Source organism: Spirillospora albida, from assembly GCF_000718255.1.
Taxonomy (GTDB): domain Bacteria; phylum Actinomycetota; class Actinomycetes; order Streptosporangiales; family Streptosporangiaceae; genus Spirillospora; species Spirillospora albida.
In genome coordinates this window covers 1-17,313 of the sequence record NZ_JOFJ01000024.1, presented here as the reverse complement: position 1 = coordinate 17,313, position 17,313 = coordinate 1, and the positions used below count along the sequence as shown (strand labels likewise).

At 71.8% G+C, this 17,313-nt stretch carries 14 protein-coding genes; 9 read left to right on the top strand and 5 right to left on the bottom strand.

Features of this window, described 5'->3' with window-relative positions:
* The first annotated feature begins 72 nt into the window (after positions 1 to 72).
* The 3 genes from groL to IE99_RS0125265 all read left to right on the top strand — a co-directional run bounded on the left by groL (position 73) and on the right by IE99_RS0125265 (position 3,247).
* The gene (gene groL, locus IE99_RS0125275; protein WP_030175945.1) at positions 73 to 1,698 is read left to right on the top strand and encodes a chaperonin GroEL; all 1,626 of its coding nucleotides are present in this window, start codon (positions 73 to 75) and stop codon (positions 1,696 to 1,698) included.
* 233 nt (positions 1,699 to 1,931) lie between these two features.
* Positions 1,932 to 2,576, top strand: coding sequence for a sigma-70 family RNA polymerase sigma factor (locus tag IE99_RS0125270; RefSeq protein WP_051713219.1), 645 nt, complete (start codon positions 1,932 to 1,934; stop codon positions 2,574 to 2,576).
* On the top strand, positions 2,573 to 3,247 hold the full coding sequence (locus IE99_RS0125265) for a hypothetical protein (protein WP_030175940.1): 675 nt from the start codon (positions 2,573 to 2,575) through the stop codon (positions 3,245 to 3,247). The genes IE99_RS0125270 and IE99_RS0125265 overlap by 4 nt, the downstream gene beginning before the upstream one ends.
* Positions 3,248 to 3,269: 22 nt before the next feature.
* Here the strand turns inward: IE99_RS0125265 and IE99_RS0125260 are convergent, their stop codons facing one another.
* The gene (locus tag IE99_RS0125260; protein WP_030175939.1) at positions 3,270 to 3,659 is read right to left on the bottom strand and encodes a DUF5319 domain-containing protein; all 390 of its coding nucleotides are present in this window, start codon (positions 3,657 to 3,659) and stop codon (positions 3,270 to 3,272) included.
* A gap of 203 nt (positions 3,660 to 3,862) precedes the next feature.
* Here IE99_RS0125260 and guaB point away from each other — a divergent pair, with 203 nt between their 5' ends.
* The 4 genes from guaB (at position 3,863) to IE99_RS0125240 (ending at position 10,049) form a co-directional block, all read left to right on the top strand.
* On the top strand, positions 3,863 to 5,359 hold the full coding sequence (gene guaB / locus IE99_RS0125255) for an IMP dehydrogenase (RefSeq protein ID WP_030175937.1): 1,497 nt from the start codon (positions 3,863 to 3,865) through the stop codon (positions 5,357 to 5,359).
* Between the two features lie 200 nt (positions 5,360 to 5,559).
* A complete protein-coding gene (locus IE99_RS0125250; protein ID WP_030175935.1) occupies positions 5,560 to 6,669 on the top strand; it encodes a GuaB3 family IMP dehydrogenase-related protein in 1,110 nt (369 codons plus the stop codon).
* Positions 6,670 to 6,792: 123 nt separating this feature from the next.
* Positions 6,793 to 8,532, top strand: coding sequence for a glycerol-3-phosphate dehydrogenase/oxidase (locus IE99_RS0125245; protein ID WP_030175933.1), 1,740 nt, complete (start codon positions 6,793 to 6,795; stop codon positions 8,530 to 8,532).
* 149 nt (positions 8,533 to 8,681) lie between these two features.
* On the top strand, positions 8,682 to 10,049 hold the full coding sequence (locus IE99_RS0125240; RefSeq protein WP_051713217.1) for a phospholipase D-like domain-containing protein: 1,368 nt from the start codon (positions 8,682 to 8,684) through the stop codon (positions 10,047 to 10,049).
* Between the two features lie 60 nt (positions 10,050 to 10,109).
* On the opposite strand, the gene IE99_RS0125235 is transcribed toward IE99_RS0125240, so the two are convergent.
* Positions 10,110 to 10,775 carry a TetR/AcrR family transcriptional regulator gene (locus tag IE99_RS0125235; protein ID WP_051713216.1) on the bottom strand — a complete coding sequence of 222 codons (666 nt, stop codon included), beginning with the start codon at positions 10,773 to 10,775 and terminating at the stop codon, positions 10,110 to 10,112.
* 289 nt (positions 10,776 to 11,064) lie between these two features.
* Here IE99_RS0125235 and IE99_RS0125230 point away from each other — a divergent pair, with 289 nt between their 5' ends.
* Both IE99_RS0125230 and IE99_RS0125225 read left to right on the top strand, forming a co-directional pair.
* The gene (locus IE99_RS0125230) at positions 11,065 to 12,642 is read left to right on the top strand and encodes a succinic semialdehyde dehydrogenase (RefSeq protein WP_030175924.1); all 1,578 of its coding nucleotides are present in this window, start codon (positions 11,065 to 11,067) and stop codon (positions 12,640 to 12,642) included.
* Between the two features lie 17 nt (positions 12,643 to 12,659).
* Positions 12,660 to 14,411 (top strand): GMC oxidoreductase, encoded by a 1,752-nt coding sequence (locus tag IE99_RS0125225; RefSeq protein ID WP_030175922.1) that lies wholly within the window; start codon positions 12,660 to 12,662, stop codon positions 14,409 to 14,411.
* Positions 14,412 to 14,442: 31 nt separating this feature from the next.
* Here IE99_RS0125225 and IE99_RS0125220 read toward each other — a convergent pair whose 3' ends face one another.
* From IE99_RS0125220 to IE99_RS0125210, 3 genes are all read right to left on the bottom strand, one after another.
* Positions 14,443 to 15,348, bottom strand: coding sequence for a zinc metalloprotease (locus IE99_RS0125220; RefSeq protein WP_084219929.1), 906 nt, complete (start codon positions 15,346 to 15,348; stop codon positions 14,443 to 14,445).
* Between the two features lie 120 nt (positions 15,349 to 15,468).
* Positions 15,469 to 16,383 carry a hydrogen peroxide-inducible genes activator gene (locus tag IE99_RS0125215; protein ID WP_245623340.1) on the bottom strand — a complete coding sequence of 305 codons (915 nt, stop codon included), beginning with the start codon at positions 16,381 to 16,383 and terminating at the stop codon, positions 15,469 to 15,471.
* A gap of 59 nt (positions 16,384 to 16,442) precedes the next feature.
* Positions 16,443 to 17,018: a DUF4333 domain-containing protein gene (locus tag IE99_RS0125210; protein ID WP_169744479.1), complete on the bottom strand. Its 576-nt coding sequence runs from the start codon at positions 17,016 to 17,018 to the stop codon at positions 16,443 to 16,445.
* Positions 17,019 to 17,313: the final 295 nt, after the last annotated feature.

The window sequence follows — 17,313 nt, the reverse complement described above, 5'->3', positions numbered from 1 at the left end:
TGCGCCCGCCCCGGATCGCGCCGCCGACGGCGGGACGGTCCGGGGCGGATCGCGTGACAAGGGAGAATCCGCATGGCGAAGATCCTGGAGTTCGACGAGGACGCGCGCCGGGCTCTTGAGCGCGGCGTCAACGCTCTCGCCGACGCCGTCAAGGTGACGATCGGCCCGCGCGGCCGCAACGTCGTCATCGACAAGAAGTTCGGCGCCCCGACCATCACCAACGACGGCGTGACCATCGCCCGCGAGGTGGAGCTCGAGGACCCGTACGAGAACCTCGGCGCGCAGCTCGCGAAGGAGGTGGCGACCAAGACCAACGACATCGCGGGCGACGGCACCACCACCGCGACCGTGCTGGCGCAGGCGATGGTCCGCGAGGGCCTGCGCAACGTCGCCGCCGGCGCCTCGCCGCTGAGCCTCAAGCGCGGCATCGACATCGCCGCCCAGTACGTGTCGGACACGCTGCTGAAGACGGCCCGCGAGGTCGAGGAGAAGGGCGAGATCGCGCACGTCGCGACCATCTCCGCCCAGGACGCCAAGATCGGCGAGCTGATCGCCGAGGCGTTCGAGAAGGTCGGCAAGGACGGCGTCATCACCGTCGAGGAGGCCCACACCATGGGCCTCGAGCTGGAGTTCACCGAGGGCCTCCAGTTCGACAAGGGCTACCTGTCGCCGCACATGGTGACCGACCCCGAGCGCATGGAGGCCGTCCTCGAGGACGCCTACATCCTCATCGTGGACGGCAAGATCTCCAACGTGCAGGAGTTCCTGCCGCTGGCGGAGAAGGTCGCCCAGACCAAGAAGCCGCTGCTGGTCGTCGCCGAGGACGTCGAGGGCGAGGCCCTCGCGCTGCTCGTCGCGAACAAGATCCGCGGCACGTTCACGTCCGTCGCCGTGAAGGCCCCCGGCTTCGGCGACCGCCGCAAGGCGATGCTCGGCGACATGGCCGTCCTCACCGGCGGCCAGGTCGTCAGCGAGGCCATCGGCCTCAAGCTCGACTCGATCGGCCTTGAGGACCTCGGCCGCGCCCGCCGCGTCACCGTCACCAAGGACGCCACCACCGTCGTCGACGGCGAGGGCGACTCGGGCGAGATCGAGGGCCGCATCGCCCAGATCAAGGTCGAGATCGACAACAGCGACTCCGACTGGGACCGCGAGAAGCTGCAGGAGCGCCTGGCCAAGCTGGCCGGCGGCGTCTGCGTCCTGCGCGTCGGCGCGGCGACCGAGGTGGAGCTGAAGGAGAAGAAGCACCGCCTCGAGGACGCCATCTCCGCGACCCGCGCCGCGATCGAGGAGGGCATCGTGTCCGGCGGCGGCAGCGCCCTGGTGCACGTCGCCAAGGAGGGCTTCGACGCGCTCGGCCTGTCCGGCGACGAGGCCACCGGCGCCGAGGCCGTCCGCCGCTCGCTGGTCGAGCCGCTGCGCTGGATCTCCGAGAACGCGGGCCAGGAGGGCTACGTCGTCGTCTCCAAGGTCCAGGAGCTCAAGGCCGGGCACGGCTACAACGCCGCCACCGGCGAGTACGGCGACCTGATCGCCCAGGGCGTCATCGACCCGGTCAAGGTGACCCGCTCCGCGGTCACCAACGCCGCGTCGATCGCCGGCATGCTGCTCACCACCGAGGCTCTCGTCGTCGAGAAGCCCGAGGAGGAGGAGCCCGCCGCCGGCGGCCACGGTCACGGTCACGGCCACGGCCACTGAGTCCGAGCAAGTCCCGGCCGCGCTCACGGCGATCCCGGCCCAGGCCCCCGTTCCCTTTTCCGGACGGGGGCCTCGCCGTTTTCGGTGGACGCTGGGAGACCGCGCAGGCGCGGTGCGTAGTATCCCCAGGAGCGCCGGACCACTGTGACCATTCCGTTGCCGGGGACGGTGGGACAGGCCGCGCGGGCTCTGGGCATCATGCTCACGTGACCGAGGGAAGCTACGCCGGGACCATGACCGCGCGCGCCGTACCCTCGGGAGGGTCCGCCCCTCCCCGCGCGACCGGCCGCGTACGGGCGCTACGCGCCGCGCGCGACGGCGAGGGCGACCTCAAGGAGCTGACGACGCTCGCCGTCCAGGGCGATCCCGGCGCCATCGAGGTCCTGATCGCCGAGGTGCGCCCGATGGTGGTGCGCTACTGCCGGGCCCGGCTCGGCCGCGTCTCGGGGCAGTACCACATCGCGGACGACGTGGCCCAGGAGGTCTGCATCGCCGTCCTGTCGGCGCTGCCCCGCTACCGCGACATGGGCCGCCCGTTCGCGTCGTTCGTGTTCGGCATCGCCGCCCACAAGATCGCCGACGCGCTGCGCAGCGCCGTCCGCGCCGCGGTTCCCACCGAGGACCTCCCGGACGGCCCGGACGACCGGCCCGGCCCGGAGGAGACCGTCGTCCGGACCATCGAGGCCCAGCGCGCCCGCGACCTGCTCACCCGGCTGCCCGAGCACCAGCGGGAGCTCGTGCTCCTGCGGGTCGTCGCGGGCCTGTCGGCCGAGGAGACCGGCAGCGTGCTCGGCATGACCGCGGGGGCCGTCCGTGTCGCCCAGCATCGGGCGCTGGCCCGGCTGCGGGCGATGGCGAGAGAGGAGCCGATCGCTTGACCGAGCGGAGCCTGCTCTCCGACCTGGGCGAGGTGCGCCGCACGGACGCGCTGATCGAGTCGCTGGCCGCGCGCCGCGCGCCCGGCCCCGGCGAGTCCGACCCCGCGGCCGGGCTGCTCCGCGCGCTCATCGAGGACGTGGACGACCCCCCGGCCGCCGGCCGGGGCGGTGAACCGGGCGGCGACCCCTCCGGCCCGGGTCCGCGCCGCCGCCACGGCCCCCGGACGATCGTGACGCTCGGCGTGTCGGGGCTGGTCCTCGCGAGCACCGGGGTCGCCGCGGCCGGCGGCGGCCTCGTCGAGGAGCGCCCGGTCGAGCCGCCGGCCCGTGCCGCCATCGCGCCCGCCGTCGAGCGCGAGGCCGGCGACAGCGCCGCGGGCACCCACGAGCGCCCCGACCCGCCGCGCGCCGCCGCTCCGTCCCGCCCGTCCGGCGGCCGTGGGCGCGCCGTGGCGAAGCGGCCCGAGAACCCGGGCCGCGCCGAACTCGAACGCCTGCGCCGGTACCTGGAGAGCCTGCTGGCGGACCGTCCCGACCGCCGCGCCCCCGTCCGCTACGGACCGCCCGGCCGCACCGTCCGCCGCGACGCCCCCGACGACCTGCGCCGCCTGCGCCTGGAAGACCTCCGCAAACGGACGGAACAGCACCTCAACGGATACCGCCACCGCTGACCCGGTCGGGCCGACCGGACGGTCAGTCGTCGTCGTTGCTCTCTTCGCTGTCGATCACGCCGTCGACGTAGCCGCGGGCGTACTCCCAGCTCACGTAGTCGATGGGGTCGGGTGCCAGGGCCGGCTCGTGGACGCGGGGGAGGCCGCGGTCGAGGAGGTGGCGCAGGTTGCCGTGCAGGAGGTCCCAGTCGATGTAGTGGAGCCTGCCGCAGTCGGCGCAGTCGACCGTGAGGCCGCGGATGCCCAGGGGCTCCAGCAGGGCGCGGAAGACCTCGAGGTCGGCGAGGTCGGCGAGGACGTCCTCGCGTTCCGTCACGCTGAGCGGGGCGGCCTCGTCCGTGGGGTCGCCGAGCGACGCCGCCGGATCCTCCGGGTCTCCGGCGAACGGGTCGAGCGGGGCATCGTCCTGCACACCCCCACGCTACTGCGCGCCGCCCGGAAGGGTGCACCCCGCGCCGTCTTCTGTGCGCGAACAATCACTCTGCGCGGGGGCGGGGTGGTCCAGCGCACAGGAGCGAAAGCACCGTTGCCCCATGTCAGCGGAGCTCAGCCCCGTACCATGGGCACAGGGTCGCCATGACCTGGCCGGATGCCGCCACCATGGGAAAGGTTGTCATGAACCCCGCCGCCGAGACCGCCAAATTCCTTCCGCAGGGCCTGACCTTCGACGATGTCCTGCTGCTGCCCGGGTACTCGGATCTCCAGCCCGGCGAGGCCGACACCACGACCCGGCTGACGCGGGAGATCTCGCTGCGGATCCCGCTCGTGTCGGCGGCGATGGACACCGTGACCGAGGCCCGGACGGCCGTCGCGATGGCGCGCCAGGGCGGTATCGGCGTCCTGCACCGGAACATGGCGATCGAGGAGCAGGCGGAGCAGGCCGACCGGGTGAAGCGGTCCGAGGCCGGGATGATCACCAATCCGGTGACGTGCCTGCCGGACGCGACGCTCGCCGACGTCGAGGAGCTGTGCGCCGGCTACCGGATCTCCGGAGTGCCGGTCACGGACGTGCGGGGCGTGCTGGTCGGCATCGTGACCAACCGCGACATGCGGTTCGAGACCGACCCGGCCCGTCCGGTCCGCGAGGTGATGACGGCGATGCCGCTCGTCACGGCGCCGGAGGACGTGTCGCGCGAGGAGGCGTTCCGGCTCCTGCGCACCCACAAGGTGGAGAAGCTGCCGCTGGTCGACGGCGAGGGCCGGCTGCGCGGGCTGATCACCACCAAGGACTTCACGAAGAGCGAGCAGTACCCGCACTCCACGAAGGACGCCGACGGGCGGCTGCTTGTGGCGGCGGCCGTGGGCGTCGGGCAGGACGCCCTCCGCCGCGCCCACGCGCTGATCGAGGCGGGCACCGATGTGATCATCGTGGACACCGCGCACGGGCACTCCAAGGGCGTCGCCGACACCATCGCCGCGATCAAGGCGAACGCGCCCGTGCAGGTGGTGGGCGGGAACGTCGCGACCTACGCGGGCGCGAAGGCCCTGGTGGAGGCCGGTGCGGACGCCGTGAAGGTCGGGGTCGGGCCGGGTTCGATCTGCACCACCCGCATCGTGGCGGGGGTCGGCGTGCCGCAGCTCACCGCGATCTTCGAGGCGGCGCGCGCCGCCAAGGAGGCGGGCGTCCCGGTGATCGGGGACGGCGGCGTCCAGTACTCGGGCGACATCGCCAAGGCGATCGTCGCGGGTGCCGACACGGTGATGCTCGGCAGCCTGCTCGCGGGCATCGAGGAGTCTCCCGGCGAGCTGATCTTCGTCCACGGCAAGCAGTACAAGTCCTACCGGGGCATGGGGTCGCTCGGCGCGATGCGCAACCGGGAGCGCGGCGCCTCCTTCTCCAAGGACCGCTACGCGCAGGCGGACGTGGCCAGCGAGGAGAAGCTGATCCCCGAGGGCGTCGAGGGCCAGGTGCCCTACCGCGGCCCGCTCGCGAACGTCGCGCACCAGCTCGTCGGCGGCCTGCACCAGTCGATGTGGTACGCCGGGACGCGCACCATCCCCGAGCTGCAGGAGCGCGGCCAGCTCATGCGGATCAGCTCCGCCGGCCTGCGCGAGAGCCACCCCCACGACATCCAGATGACCGTAGAGGCCCCCAACTACCAGGGTAGGTAGAATCCCAGGGCAGGAACCCAAGCCTGCAACAACCGAAACGTTGCGATCGCGAGCGAAGCCAGGTTCGAGCTTGCGAGAACCTGATCGTGAGCCCCCTGGGCGAGTCGGAGCGATGCAGCGATCGCCGCATTGCCCGCCGAAGGCAGGCCGTCAGGGCCTGACGCCAAGGGCAATGAAAGGAACACAGATTGGCTGCTGAGGTGGAGATCGGCCGGGGGAAGAGCGGCCGTCGGGCGTACGCCTTCGACGACATCGGCATCGTGCCGTCGCGCCGGACGCGCGATCCCGAGGAGGTCAGCGTCGCCTGGCAGATCGACGCCTACCGCTTCGACATGCCGCTCGTCGTCGCGCCGATGGACAGCGTCGTCAGCCCGGCCACCGCGATCGCGATCGGGCGCCTCGGCGGTCTCGCCGTCCTCGACCTTGAAGGGCTGTGGACGCGCTACGAGAACCCCGAGCCGCTGCTCGCCGAGATCGCGTCGCTGGACGACGTCCGCGCGACCCGCCGGCTCCAGGAGATCTACGCCGAGCCGATCAAGGAGGAGCTGATCGGCCGCCGGATCGCGGAGATCCGTGAGGCGGGCGTGACGGTCGCGGCGCGGCTGTCCCCGCAGCGGACGGCGCAGTTCCACAAGGCCGTCATCGACGCGGGCGTCGACCTGTTCGTGATCCGCGGCACTACGGTGTCGGCGGAGCACGTGTCCGGGCGGGCGGAGCCGCTGAACCTCAAGCAGTTCATCTACGACCTGGACGTGCCCGTCATCGTCGGCGGCTGCTCCACGTACACGGCGGCGCTGCACCTGATGCGGACCGGCGCGGCGGGCGTCCTCGTCGGGTTCGGCGGCGGGTCGGGCCACACGACCCGCACGGTGCTGGGCGTCGCGGTGCCGATGGCGACGGCGGTCGCGGACGTGGCGGCGGCCCGCCGCGACTACATGGACGAGTCCGGCGGACGCTACGTCCACGTGATCGCCGACGGCGGCATGGTGAACAGCGGCGATATCGCGAAGGCGTTCGCCTGCGGGTCGGACGCGGTGATGGTGGGGTCGCCGTTCGCCCGCGCGACGGAGTCGCCCGGACGCGGTTACCACTGGGGCAGTGAGGCGCATCACGGTGACGTGCCGCGCGGTACCCGCCTCGACCTCGGCACGATCGGGACGATGGAGCAGCTGCTGTTCGGCCCGTCCCACGTCACGGACGGCTCGATGAACCTGATCGGGGCGCTGCGCCGCGCGATGGCGACGTCCGGGTACACGGAGCTGAAGGAGTTCCAGCGGGTCCAGGTGGTCGTCGCGCCGCAGGCGGTGTAGGCGGGGGAGCCGCGGGCGCCATGCCGGCGGCACCGGCCGGTCAATCGGACCTTCCCCCGGAGTGCCCCCACCCTACTGTTGGGTAGGTACGGCAGTGCACCCGATCGCTCTGGGGGGATATCGATGGCGGGATCACCGGTGACCGGTCTCGGCAGTGCGCGGCTCGGTCCGGCCGAGCGGGCGGCGGCGCTCGACCGCATGTCCCGCGAGGAGTTCGACGTGGTCGTGGTCGGGGCGGGCATCGTCGGGGCGGGCGCCGCGCTGGACGCGGCCACCCGGGGCCTGTCGGTCGCGGTCGTCGAGGCGCGCGACTTCGCGTCGGGGACGTCGTCGCGGTCGTCGAAGCTGATCCACGGGGGCCTGCGCTACCTGGAGCAGTACGACTTCGACCTGGTGCGGGAGGCGCTGACGGAGCGGGGCCTGCTGCTGCAGACGATCGCGCCGCATCTCGTCCGTCCGGTGCCGTTCCTGCTGCCGACGACGCGCCGGGTGTGGGAGCGCGGCTACATCGGCGCGGGCGTCGCGCTGTACGACGCGCTGGCGTTCCAGATGGGGAGCACGCGGGGCGTCCCGCACCACCGGCATCTGACGCGGCGGGGCGCGCTGAAGCTGGCGCCGTCGCTGCGCAAGGAGTCGTTCACCGGCGCGATCCAGCTCTGGGACGCGCAGGTCGACGACGCCCGCTACGTGATGATGGCGCTGCGGACGGCGGCGGCGTACGGGGCGCGGATCGCGTCCCGGACGCAGTGCGTCGGGTTCCTGCGGGAGGGCGAGCGGGTCACCGGCCTGCGGGTCCGCGACCTGGAGGCGAACACGACGTGCGAGGTCCGCGCGAAGCAGGTGGTGAACGCGACCGGCGTGTGGACGGACGACATTCAGGAGCTCGTCGGCGGGCGCGGGCAGATCCATGTGAAGGCGTCCAAGGGCATCCATCTCGTCGTGCCGAAGGACCGGATCCATTCCGCGACCGGCATCCTGCTGCGCACGGAGAAGTCGGTGCTGTTCGTCATCCCGTGGGGCCGGCACTGGATCATCGGGACGACCGACACCGCGTGGGATCTCGACAAGGTGCATCCGGCCGCGTCCAAAACCGACATCGACTACGTCCTCGACCATGTGAACGCCGTCCTGAACACGCCCCTCACCCATGACGATGTGGAGGGCGTGTACGCGGGGCTCCGGCCGCTGCTGCGGGGGGAGCGGGAGGAGACGTCGAAGCTGTCGCGCGAGCACGTCGTAGCGCACCCCGTCCCGGGCCTGGTCCTGGTGGCGGGCGGCAAGTACACGACGTACCGGGTCATGGCGAAGGACGCGATCGACGCGGTGGCGCACGGCCTGGACGGCAAGGTCGCCGAGTCGTGCACCGACCGGATCCCGCTCGTCGGCGGCGACGGGTTCCAGGCGATGTGGAACGCGCGGCACCGGCTGGCGTCCCGCTCCGGGCTGCACGTGGCGCGCATCGAGCACCTGCTGCGCCGCTACGGGACCCTGATGGACGACCTGCTCGGCCTGATCGCGGGCCAGCCGGACCTCGGCAAGCCCCTGAACGGCGCGGACGACTACCTCCGCGCCGAGATCGTGTACGCCGCGTCGCATGAGGGCGCCCGGCACCTCAACGACGTGCTGGGCCGCCGGACCCGCATCTCGTTCGAGACGTGGGACCGGGGCGTCGGCGTCGCGCAGGAGGCCGCCGACCTGCTCGCGCCCGTCCTCGGCTGGTCGAAGAAGCAGCGCGACCGGGAGATCGAGTACTACCGCAAGCGGGTCGAGGCGGAGCGGGCGTCGCAGTCCCAGGTGGACGACCAGGAGGCCGACGCGCACCGGCGCGGCGCCCCCGACATCGTGCCGACCGCTACACCCTGACGCTCGTCCGTGATGGGTGTGTCCGAATTCACGCACTGTCCGGATGCGGAAATCGCAGATAACCAGACACGAGATCATTGAGTGATCCATAACTGCTAATGTCCTGCCCTTGTGCCGGTCAAAAGACCGGTCCTGTGGGGAGGGCATCAGTGCGGCGCTCAGCGGTCGTGTCGGGATTCATCGTGGCGGGGGTCGCCTCCGCCGAGATCGCCTTGGCGTCCGGCGCCTTGGCGGCGGGTCCCGATGTGCGCTCCCGTCAGGAGGGCGCGTACACGACGTTCGGCGGATCCCGGCCGTCCGGGACCGTCCCGCAGGGGCCGCGGTTCAACCTGCCGACAGGGAGCACCGCGCAGGCGGGCGCGATCGACCTTTACATCAAGAAGCTGATCCGGCACACGCCGAAGGGCGGCGAGATCGACGTCTCGCTGTTCCGGCTGCAGACGACCGGAATGGCGAAGGAACTCGTCGCGGCCAAGCGGCGCGGTGCGAAGGTCCGGGTCATCGTCGACTCCGACTCGCTGAACCACCGCCGCGAGACCTACGACTACCTGCGCGCCAATCTGGGCGCGAACACGGCCAAGTCGTCCTGGATCTACGTCTGCCCGAAGGGGCGCGGCTGCATCGCCCCCGCGGTGAAGGGCCAGTGGGCCAAGAACCACAACAAGTTCTACGCGTTCTCCCACACCTACAAGTCGCGCAACATCGTCGTGCAGGCGTCCGGAAACGCGACCGGCGGCATGTACAACCAGTACAACGACGCCTACACGATGGTCGACGCGAAGCTCTACGCGGCGTACCGCAAGTACTTCTACGACCTGCTGAAGCACGTCCCGAACGCCAACTACTACCGGACGTACAACGCCGGTTACCGTTCCGTGACGTTCTATCCGAAGGCGTCGGGCGCCGACCCCATCGCCGAGGCCCTCGACAAGGTGAGCTGCACGGGCGGCACCCGCATCCGGATGTCCAGCGGCCTGTTCACCCGCACGGGGATCACGTCCCGGCTGACGCGGCTGGACGACCGGGGCTGCGACGTGAAGATCGTCAGCGGCAGTTACGGTGAGGCGGCGGTCGAGTCCCTGTCGCGGCCGGGCCCGAACGGCGGGGTGTCCGTCAAGTACTTCACGAAGGCGCAGACGAAGCGGGCGCACTCCAAGTACCTGCTGATCGACGGCACGTACGGCGGGGCCAAGCGCAAGATCGTGATGACCGGCAGCCACAGCTACACGACGGACGCGCTGCGCTGGAACGACGAGGCCATCGTCACCGTCTCCCACGGCTGGACGTACGACCGGTACCTGGAGAACTTCAACCGGGTGTACGCCGCCGCCAAGGGAACGCTGATCATCGCCCCGTGGGCGCCGAAGGTGCCGACCGTCCCGAACAACGCCACCGAGCCGGGGGCGGAGCCGGAGACGAAGCCGGGCGAGCCGGTCGCGCCGGAGGTCGAGATCCCGCCGACCGACACCGCGACGACGCCGCCGACGGAGAACCTCCCGCCCGCCTCGGGCGAGTAGGCCCGGCGCTCGGCGCCGGAACGGGCCGCGCGGCTTCACGGCCGCGCGGCCCGTTCCCGTTCAGCCGGCGGACCGGCGCAGCATCAGGTTCAGGCCCGTCGAGTACAGGTCGGCCGGGACGCGGTCGGGGTCGAGCAGGTGCTGGAACGCGAGCCCCAGGTCGAGCGCCATGGCGAGGGCGGCCCGCTCGTCCGGGGCGACGGCTTCCGGGGGGACGGCCGCCGCGCGTTCCGTGCCGTCCCCGGCCAGGTCCTCCGCCATGCGGGCGCGGCGTTCGGCGTACCAGTCGGCGATGCGCCAGCCGGCGGCGTAGTCGCGCATCCCGTAGAGCCAGAACTCCACGAGCAGCAGCGCGGGGAGGCGGGCGCGGTCGGCCGGGTCGTGCCGGGGGGCGCGTCCGGCGGGGCCGCCGGGTTCGTCCTGGGGCTGGGCGGCGGCGTGGAGTTCGGCGCAGACGTCGATGCCGGCGCGGTCGCGGGTGAAGCGGTCGAGGAGGGCGAGGAGCAGGTCGGTCTTGCCCGCGAAGTTGGAGTAGACGGCGCCCTTGGTGAGGCCGGCCGCGGCGGCGATGTCGTCCAGTGAGGCTCCGTGGATGCCGCGTTCCGCCCAGAGCCGTTCGGCGGCGCCGAGCAGGGCGTCGCGGGTCTGCTCCCGGCGGGCTCGCCGGGCGCGTGGGCTGCCGCTCGCGTCCGCCGGGTCGCCTGCGGTGGCGGGGGCGTCGTTCATGTGCGCGTTCCTCCAGGCATGCGGGCGCGCGCCCCGGGGTGCCCGGACGGGCGGCAGCGGACGCCGGAGCGGCCGGGGGTGGACGCCGGTTTCTCCCTCTGTATCCGGGATACACCGGAGCGTCATGACAGGCCACCGGGTTGCTGACTCCGTTGTCTTTGGATCGCTCCAGCCGAGTTCCGGTTATCACCTTCCGTCGAATGACGTGCAACGGAGTAGCGGATATCACCCAAAGCACACCGTTACTTGCAGGTAGCCAGATATGGCCGGTGGGTCATAGTGTGCATCCATGGCAACCCCGACGGCCGCCGCAGGCGAGACGACGCACACGCTTCCGCAGACCCTCCTCGACCGGCTGGCGTCCCACGTCGCCTCCGAGGGCGCCGCCACCGTGACGATCCCGACCCCCTTCACCGGCGAGCCGCTCGCGACCGTGCCGGTGTCCACCGCCGACGACGTCCGCGCCGCCTACGCGCGGGCGCGCGAGGCGCAGCGGGCCTGGGCGGCCAAGCCCGTCTCCGAGCGGGTCAAGCCGTTCCTGCGGCTCGCCGACGCGCTCGTCGACCGGCGCGAGGAGATCCTGGACGTCATCCAGCTGGAGACGGGCAAGGCCCGCCGCCACGCCATGGAGGAGTTCCTGGACGTGGCGCTCTGCTCCCTCTACTACGCCCGCCGCGCCTCCGGCCTGCTGAAGCCCCGCCGCCGCAAGGGCATGATGCCGGGCGTCACCCGCGTCCAGGAGCTGCGCCACCCGAAGGGCGTCGTCGCGCTCATCGCCCCCTGGAACTACCCGTTCTCGCTCGGCGCCAGCGACATCGCGCCCGCGCTGATGGCGGGGAACGCCGTGATCCACAAGCCGGACACGCAGACGTGCCTGTCCAGCCTGTGGGTGCTCGACCTGCTCGTCGCGCTCGGGCTGCCCCGCGACCTGTGGCAGATCGTCGTCGGCGACCCCGCCGACATCGGCGACCCGCTGATCGACGACGCCGACTACGTGTCGTTCACCGGCTCGACCGGAGGCGGCCGGGCCATCGCCGCCAAGGTCGCGCCCCGGCTCGTCGGCTACTCCCTGGAGCTCGGCGGCAAGAACCCGATGATCGTCCTGGCGGACGCCGACATCGAGCGGGCCGCCCGGGGCGCCATGCGCGCCTGCTTCACCAACGCCGGGCAGCTGTGCATCTCGATCGAGCGGATGTACGTCCACGAGGACGTCTACGACCGCTTCGTGGCGCGCTTCGCCGAGCTCACCAAGGCGATGAAGCTCGGCACCGGCCTCGACTTCGAGGCCGAGATGGGCTCGCTCACCCACGCCCGCCAGCTGGAGGCCGTCAGCCGGCACGTCGAGCAGGCCGTCGAGGCGGGCGCCACCGTCCTCGCGGGCGGCAAGGCCCGCCCGGACATCGGCCCCCTCTTCTACGAGCCGACGATCCTCGCGGACGTCAACGGCGACATGGACCTGTGCGCGAACGAGACGTTCGGGCCGGTCGTGTCCGTCTACCGGTTCCGCGACGAGGACGAGGTCGTCGCCCGCGCCAACGACACCGCCTACGGCCTCAACGCGTCCATCTGGACGAAGGACGTCGCGCGGGGGCGCCGCATCGCCGCCCGCGTCCAGGCCGGCACCGTCAACATCAACGACGGGTACGGCGCGGCGTTCGCGTCCTACGACGCCCCGATGGGCGGCATGAAGCAGTCCGGCGTCGGCCGCCGCCACGGCGCCGAGGGGATCCTCAAGTTCACCGAGGTGCAGACGGTCGCGAGCCAGCACTTCATGGACCTCGAGCCCCCCGCGGCCGTGGGCTACGAGAAGTTCGCGGACGTCATGTCCACCGGCATCAAGGTCATGAAGAAGCTCCGTATCAAGTAAGAGGACAGGTGCCCCCCGTGAAGCACGACTTCGACGTCCTGGTCATCGGCTCGGGGTTCGGCGGCAGCGTCTCGGCGCTGCGCCTCACCGAGAAGGGCTACAAGGTCGGCGTCATCGAGGCGGGCCGCCGCTTCGACACGAACCCGGGCGGCCCGCCCGGGGCGCGGTACGCGGCGCTGCCGAAGACGAACTGGCGCGTGTCCCGCTACATCTGGGCACCCGCGCTGGGCCTCACCGGGATGCAGCGGATCCACTTCATCCGGGGCGAGAAGGCCAGCCGCGTCATGGTGCTCGCCGGGGCGGGCGTCGGCGGCGGCTCCCTCAACTACGCCAACACGCTGTACGTCCCGCCGGCGCCGTTCTTCAAGGACCGGCAGTGGGCGCACATCACCGACTGGCAGGCCGAGCTCGCGCCCTACTACGAGCAGGCGAAGCGGATGCTGGGGGTCGTCCGGAACCCGACGATCACCGCGGCCGACAAGGTGATCAAGCGGGTCGCGGAGCGGATGGGCAAGGCCGACACGTTCGTCAAGACGCCCGTCGGGATCTACTTCGGCGACGGCGGCGGCGTCGAGAGCGACGACCCGTACTTCGGCGGGGCCGGGCCGCGTCGCAAGGGCTGCACCGAGTGCGGCGAGTGCATGGTCGGCTGCCGGCACGGCGCGAAGAACATGCTCACCGAGAACTACCTGTACCTCGCCGAGAAGGCGGGCGCGAAGGTCATGCCGCTCAGCCGCGTCACGAAGGTGACGCCGCTGCCCGGCGGCGGGTACGAGGTGCAGATCGTCCGGACGGGGTCGCTCGGCCGCAACCGCAAGACGTTCACCTGCGAGCAGGTCGTGTTCGCCGCGGGCACGTACGGGACGCAGAAGCTGCTGCACAAGCTGAAGTCGACCGGCCGGCTGCCGCGGCTGTCGGACCGGCTCGGCGCGCTGACCCGGACGAACTCCGAGGCGATCCTCGGCGGCGGCCGGCGCAACGGGCAGCCCGGCCCCGACTTCTCCCAGGGCGTCGCGATCACGTCGTCGTTCCATCCGACGCCGGAGACCCACATCGAGCCCGTCCGCTACGGGCGCGGCTCCAACCTGCTCGCGATGCTCCAGACGCTCCTCGTGGACGGCGACGAGCCCGGCGGGAAGCACACCCCCCGCATCCTGAAGTTCGGCAAGGAGATCCTCCGGCGGCCGCAGGACCTCATCCAGCTGTTCGACGTCCGGCACTGGTCCGAGCGGACGGTCATCGCGCTCGTCATGCAGACCCGCGACAACTCGATCACGCTGCGGCCGAAGCGCGGCCCGTTCGGCTGGGACGTCCGCGCGGGCGCCGGGCACGGCGAGCCGAACCCGACGTGGATCCCGGAGGGGCACGAGGCGACCCGCCTCATCGCCGAGGAGATCGGCGGGATGCCCGGCGGCGGCTGGGGCGACCTGTTCGACGTCCCGATGACCGCGCACTTCCTCGGCGGCTGCGCGATCGGCGACTCCCCGGAGACCGGCGTGATCGACGCCTACCACCGCGTCTACGGGCACGCGGGCCTGCACGTCGTCGACGGCTCGGCGATCTCGGCGAACCTCGGCGTGAACCCGTCCCTGACGATCACCGCGCAGGCGGAGCGGGCGATGTCGCTGTGGCCCAACAAGGGCGAGCCGGACGCCCGCCCCGAGCTGGGCCACGGCTACCGGAGGCTGAACGCCGTGCCGCCGAAGAACCCGGTCGTCCCGGCGGGGGCGCCGGGAGCGCTGAACCTCCCGATCGTCGACATCACCTAGGACGCCGCCCACCGGCGGGCATTCCCGCCGGTCAGGCGCGGTAGGCCGACCAGATCTGGCGGACGCGGGCGGCCTGGCCGGCGGTGAACTCCGTCATGCACTCGTCGAACCCGTAGTCCATGAAGTTGTGGACGGGGTCGACCCCGGGCGCGGTGCAGGTGTCCTTGCCGGTCGGGCAGCCGTTGGTGGGGTCGCGCTCGGGCGGCGTGTCGGCCACCCGGTCGCCCTTGCCCCCGCAGCCGTCCTGGAAGGTGTGGTACAGCCCGAGCCAGTGCCCGACCTCGTGGGTGGCGCTGTACCCCAGGTTGAAGTGGGCGATCGACCCGCCCGGGATGCTGCCGTAGTGGATGATCACGCCGTCCTGCTTGGGCTTGGCCTTGTACCGCCACGGGAACGTCGCCCAGCCGAGCAGCTCGCCGGGGATCTTCGCGCTGTAGAGGTTGAGGGTCCGCGGGCCGCCCTTGTGCAGCTGCGCCTTGAAGATCCGCTCGAATCCTTCGGGGTTGCGGAACCAGGACTTCTTGTCCGTCCGGGTGATCCCCTTCAGCTGGAATGTGATGCCGGTGTCGGCGCCGCCGTAGGTGCCCGCGTACGAGGCGTTCAACACGCGCATCTGCCCGTTGATCGCCTTCTTGGACAGCTTGCCCTGCGCCCCGTAGTGCAGGACGTGGAAGTACACCGGGACGGTGATCCGCGCCCGCGTCACCGTGCCGGGCCGGAGCCGGGCCAGCTCGCGGTCGACGGCGGCGGCCTCCGCCGCGGTGACCTCGTTGTGATCACGGTGCGCCGAACCCGTCCGCACCCGGGCGGTCGAGGGATCGCACAGCTCGGAAGCCTGCCGGGCGGTCGCCGACGGCCGGGCGGCGGGCGCCTCCTGGACGGCGGGTGCCGCGGCGGGGACCAGCGCGGCGAGCAGGGTGGCGGCGAGCAGTTTCACGGCACTCCAACGGATGTTCACACACGGGAGCGGTGCGACCACACGACGTTAGCAATTGCGGCACGAGAGGTCACACCGATCGGGTGCTCGATACTGGCGAACGCTGACCACGATCGGTCATCACTCACGGTGTAGAACGGATGCCGCACCGTTGTGCATTCCCACCGCGGCGCGAATACTCTCCGCGAGCACCTCGAACTCCGGCGTCCGGGGCGAGGTCGTCCGGTAGGCCAGGCCGATCCGCCGGAACGGCGCCGGCGGCGCGAACCGGTACTGCGCCAGGCCGGGCGCCCGCCGCGTCTCCACCGGAAGGGCCGTCTCCGGGACGAGCGTCACGCCGAGCCCCCCGGAGACCAGCTGCACGAGGGTGGCGAGGCTCGTGGCATAGGTGGCGGCGGCCGCGCGCGCCCCCGCCTCCCGGCACACGTCCAGGGCCTGGTCACGCAGGCAGTGCCCCTCGTTCAGCAAGATCACATCGAGCTTCCCCAGGATCTCCCGGGGGACGGGGGAGGCCGGAAGATCGAACGACGAGGGGGCCACCAGCACGAAGTCCTCGTCGTACAGGGGGAGTTCCGTCACCCCCGGAAGCGGCGAGGGCAGCGCCATGATCACCACGTCGAGCCGTCCGGCGAGGAGCTCGGTGACGATCGGTTGCGTCTGGTCCTCGCGGACCGCCAGCGCCAGCTCGGGGTACTCGTCCGCGAGCCGGGGCAGGACGACCGGCAGCAGATAGGGCGCCACGGTGGGGATCACCCCGACCCGCAGCGGCCCGACGAGAGGCCCCCGCACCGCCTGGACCTCCTCGACGAGCCGGTCCAGCTCGGCGAGGACGATCTCGGCGCGGCGGGCCACCCGCTCCCCGGCGGGAGTCAGGAGCACCTTGCGGGTGGTCCGCTCGACCAGCTTGGTGTCGAGGGCGTCCTCGAGGGCGGCCACCGACCCCGACAGAGCGGGCTGGCTCATCCGCAGGGCGGCCGCCGCGTCCCGGAAGTGCAGGTGCTCCGCGAGCGCGGCGAACGCCCGCAACTGCGCCACCGTCGGCCTACTGATAGTCGTCCCCTATCACTCAAGAGGACGATACCTCGCGCGGCGGCTCAGCTGAGCAGCTTCAGGTTGAAGTTGACCGTGGTGCCGACCACCGACGTGACCGTCACGAGGACCTGCCGCTCCACGCCGCCCTGGTCGACCAGCTGGCACTGCATCGTGACGCCGGGCACACCGCGGAGGTTCTCCGGGCACACCACGTACTTCGGGGCCGCGCCCAGCGAGGGGGTCAGCAGTTCCGAGATCCGCGGCTCCAGCACGTTCCGCTCGACGGCGGGCACGTTCGACGGCGTCGACTGGGTCGGCGTCGGCGAGGACCGCGGGGTCGACTTGATGTCGAACTTGACGGTCGAGCCCTCCACGGACGTGACGTTGACGGCGACGTCCTGCGTCTCGCCGGCGGCGGTGACGAGCGAGCACTGGAGCTTGGCGCCGACCTCGCCCTTGAGGTCGCCGGGGCAGGTCACCGACCGCGGCGTCCCGCCGAGCTGCGACGCGAGCCGGGTGCTCACCTGCTCCTCCACCTTGTCCCGTTCCACTTTGGCGCCGAGGTCGCCGAGGTTGACCGTGCAGGCGCTGGTGAGGGCGACCGCCAGCACGGCGGGGACGAGAAGGGACCTGCGCATCATGTTTCTCCTTGTTGATTTGCGTCCCCTATGAGACGCTGCGCGGCGTCCCGAGCGCCGTGTACCCCGGTCCTGTTCTCGCCGGGACCCTCCCAGGACACCGGTCCCGCCCCGCCTGCGCGTTTTGTCCCGACTTCACGTGGGGTCGAGGATCGCGAAGACGACCTTGCCGCCGTTGCCGGCCAGCGGACGGACTCCCCACGTGCGCGCGAACTGGTCGACGAGGAACAGGCCGCGTCCGGACTCGCTGGCCGTGTCGGCGGCGCGCATGTGCGGTGGGTCAGGGGTCGCGTCC

What these genes read in the sequence shown, in the direction of transcription:
- IE99_RS0125235 (WP_051713216.1), bottom strand. Translation starts at nt 10,775, where the DNA reads ATGAACGACGCCCCCGCCACCGCAGGCGACCCGGCGGACGCGAGCGGC.
- groL (WP_030175945.1), top strand. Translation starts at nt 73, where the DNA reads ATGGCGAAGATCCTGGAGTTCGACGAGGACGCGCGCCGGGCTCTTGAG.
- guaB (WP_030175937.1), top strand. Translation starts at nt 3,863, where the DNA reads ATGAACCCCGCCGCCGAGACCGCCAAATTCCTTCCGCAGGGCCTGACC.
- IE99_RS0125230 (WP_030175924.1), top strand. Translation starts at nt 11,065, where the DNA reads ATGGCAACCCCGACGGCCGCCGCAGGCGAGACGACGCACACGCTTCCG.
- IE99_RS0125245 (WP_030175933.1), top strand. Translation starts at nt 6,793, where the DNA reads ATGGCGGGATCACCGGTGACCGGTCTCGGCAGTGCGCGGCTCGGTCCG.
- IE99_RS0125270 (WP_051713219.1), top strand. Translation starts at nt 1,932, where the DNA reads ATGACCGCGCGCGCCGTACCCTCGGGAGGGTCCGCCCCTCCCCGCGCG.
- IE99_RS0125210 (WP_169744479.1), bottom strand. Translation starts at nt 17,018, where the DNA reads ATGCGCAGGTCCCTTCTCGTCCCCGCCGTGCTGGCGGTCGCCCTCACC.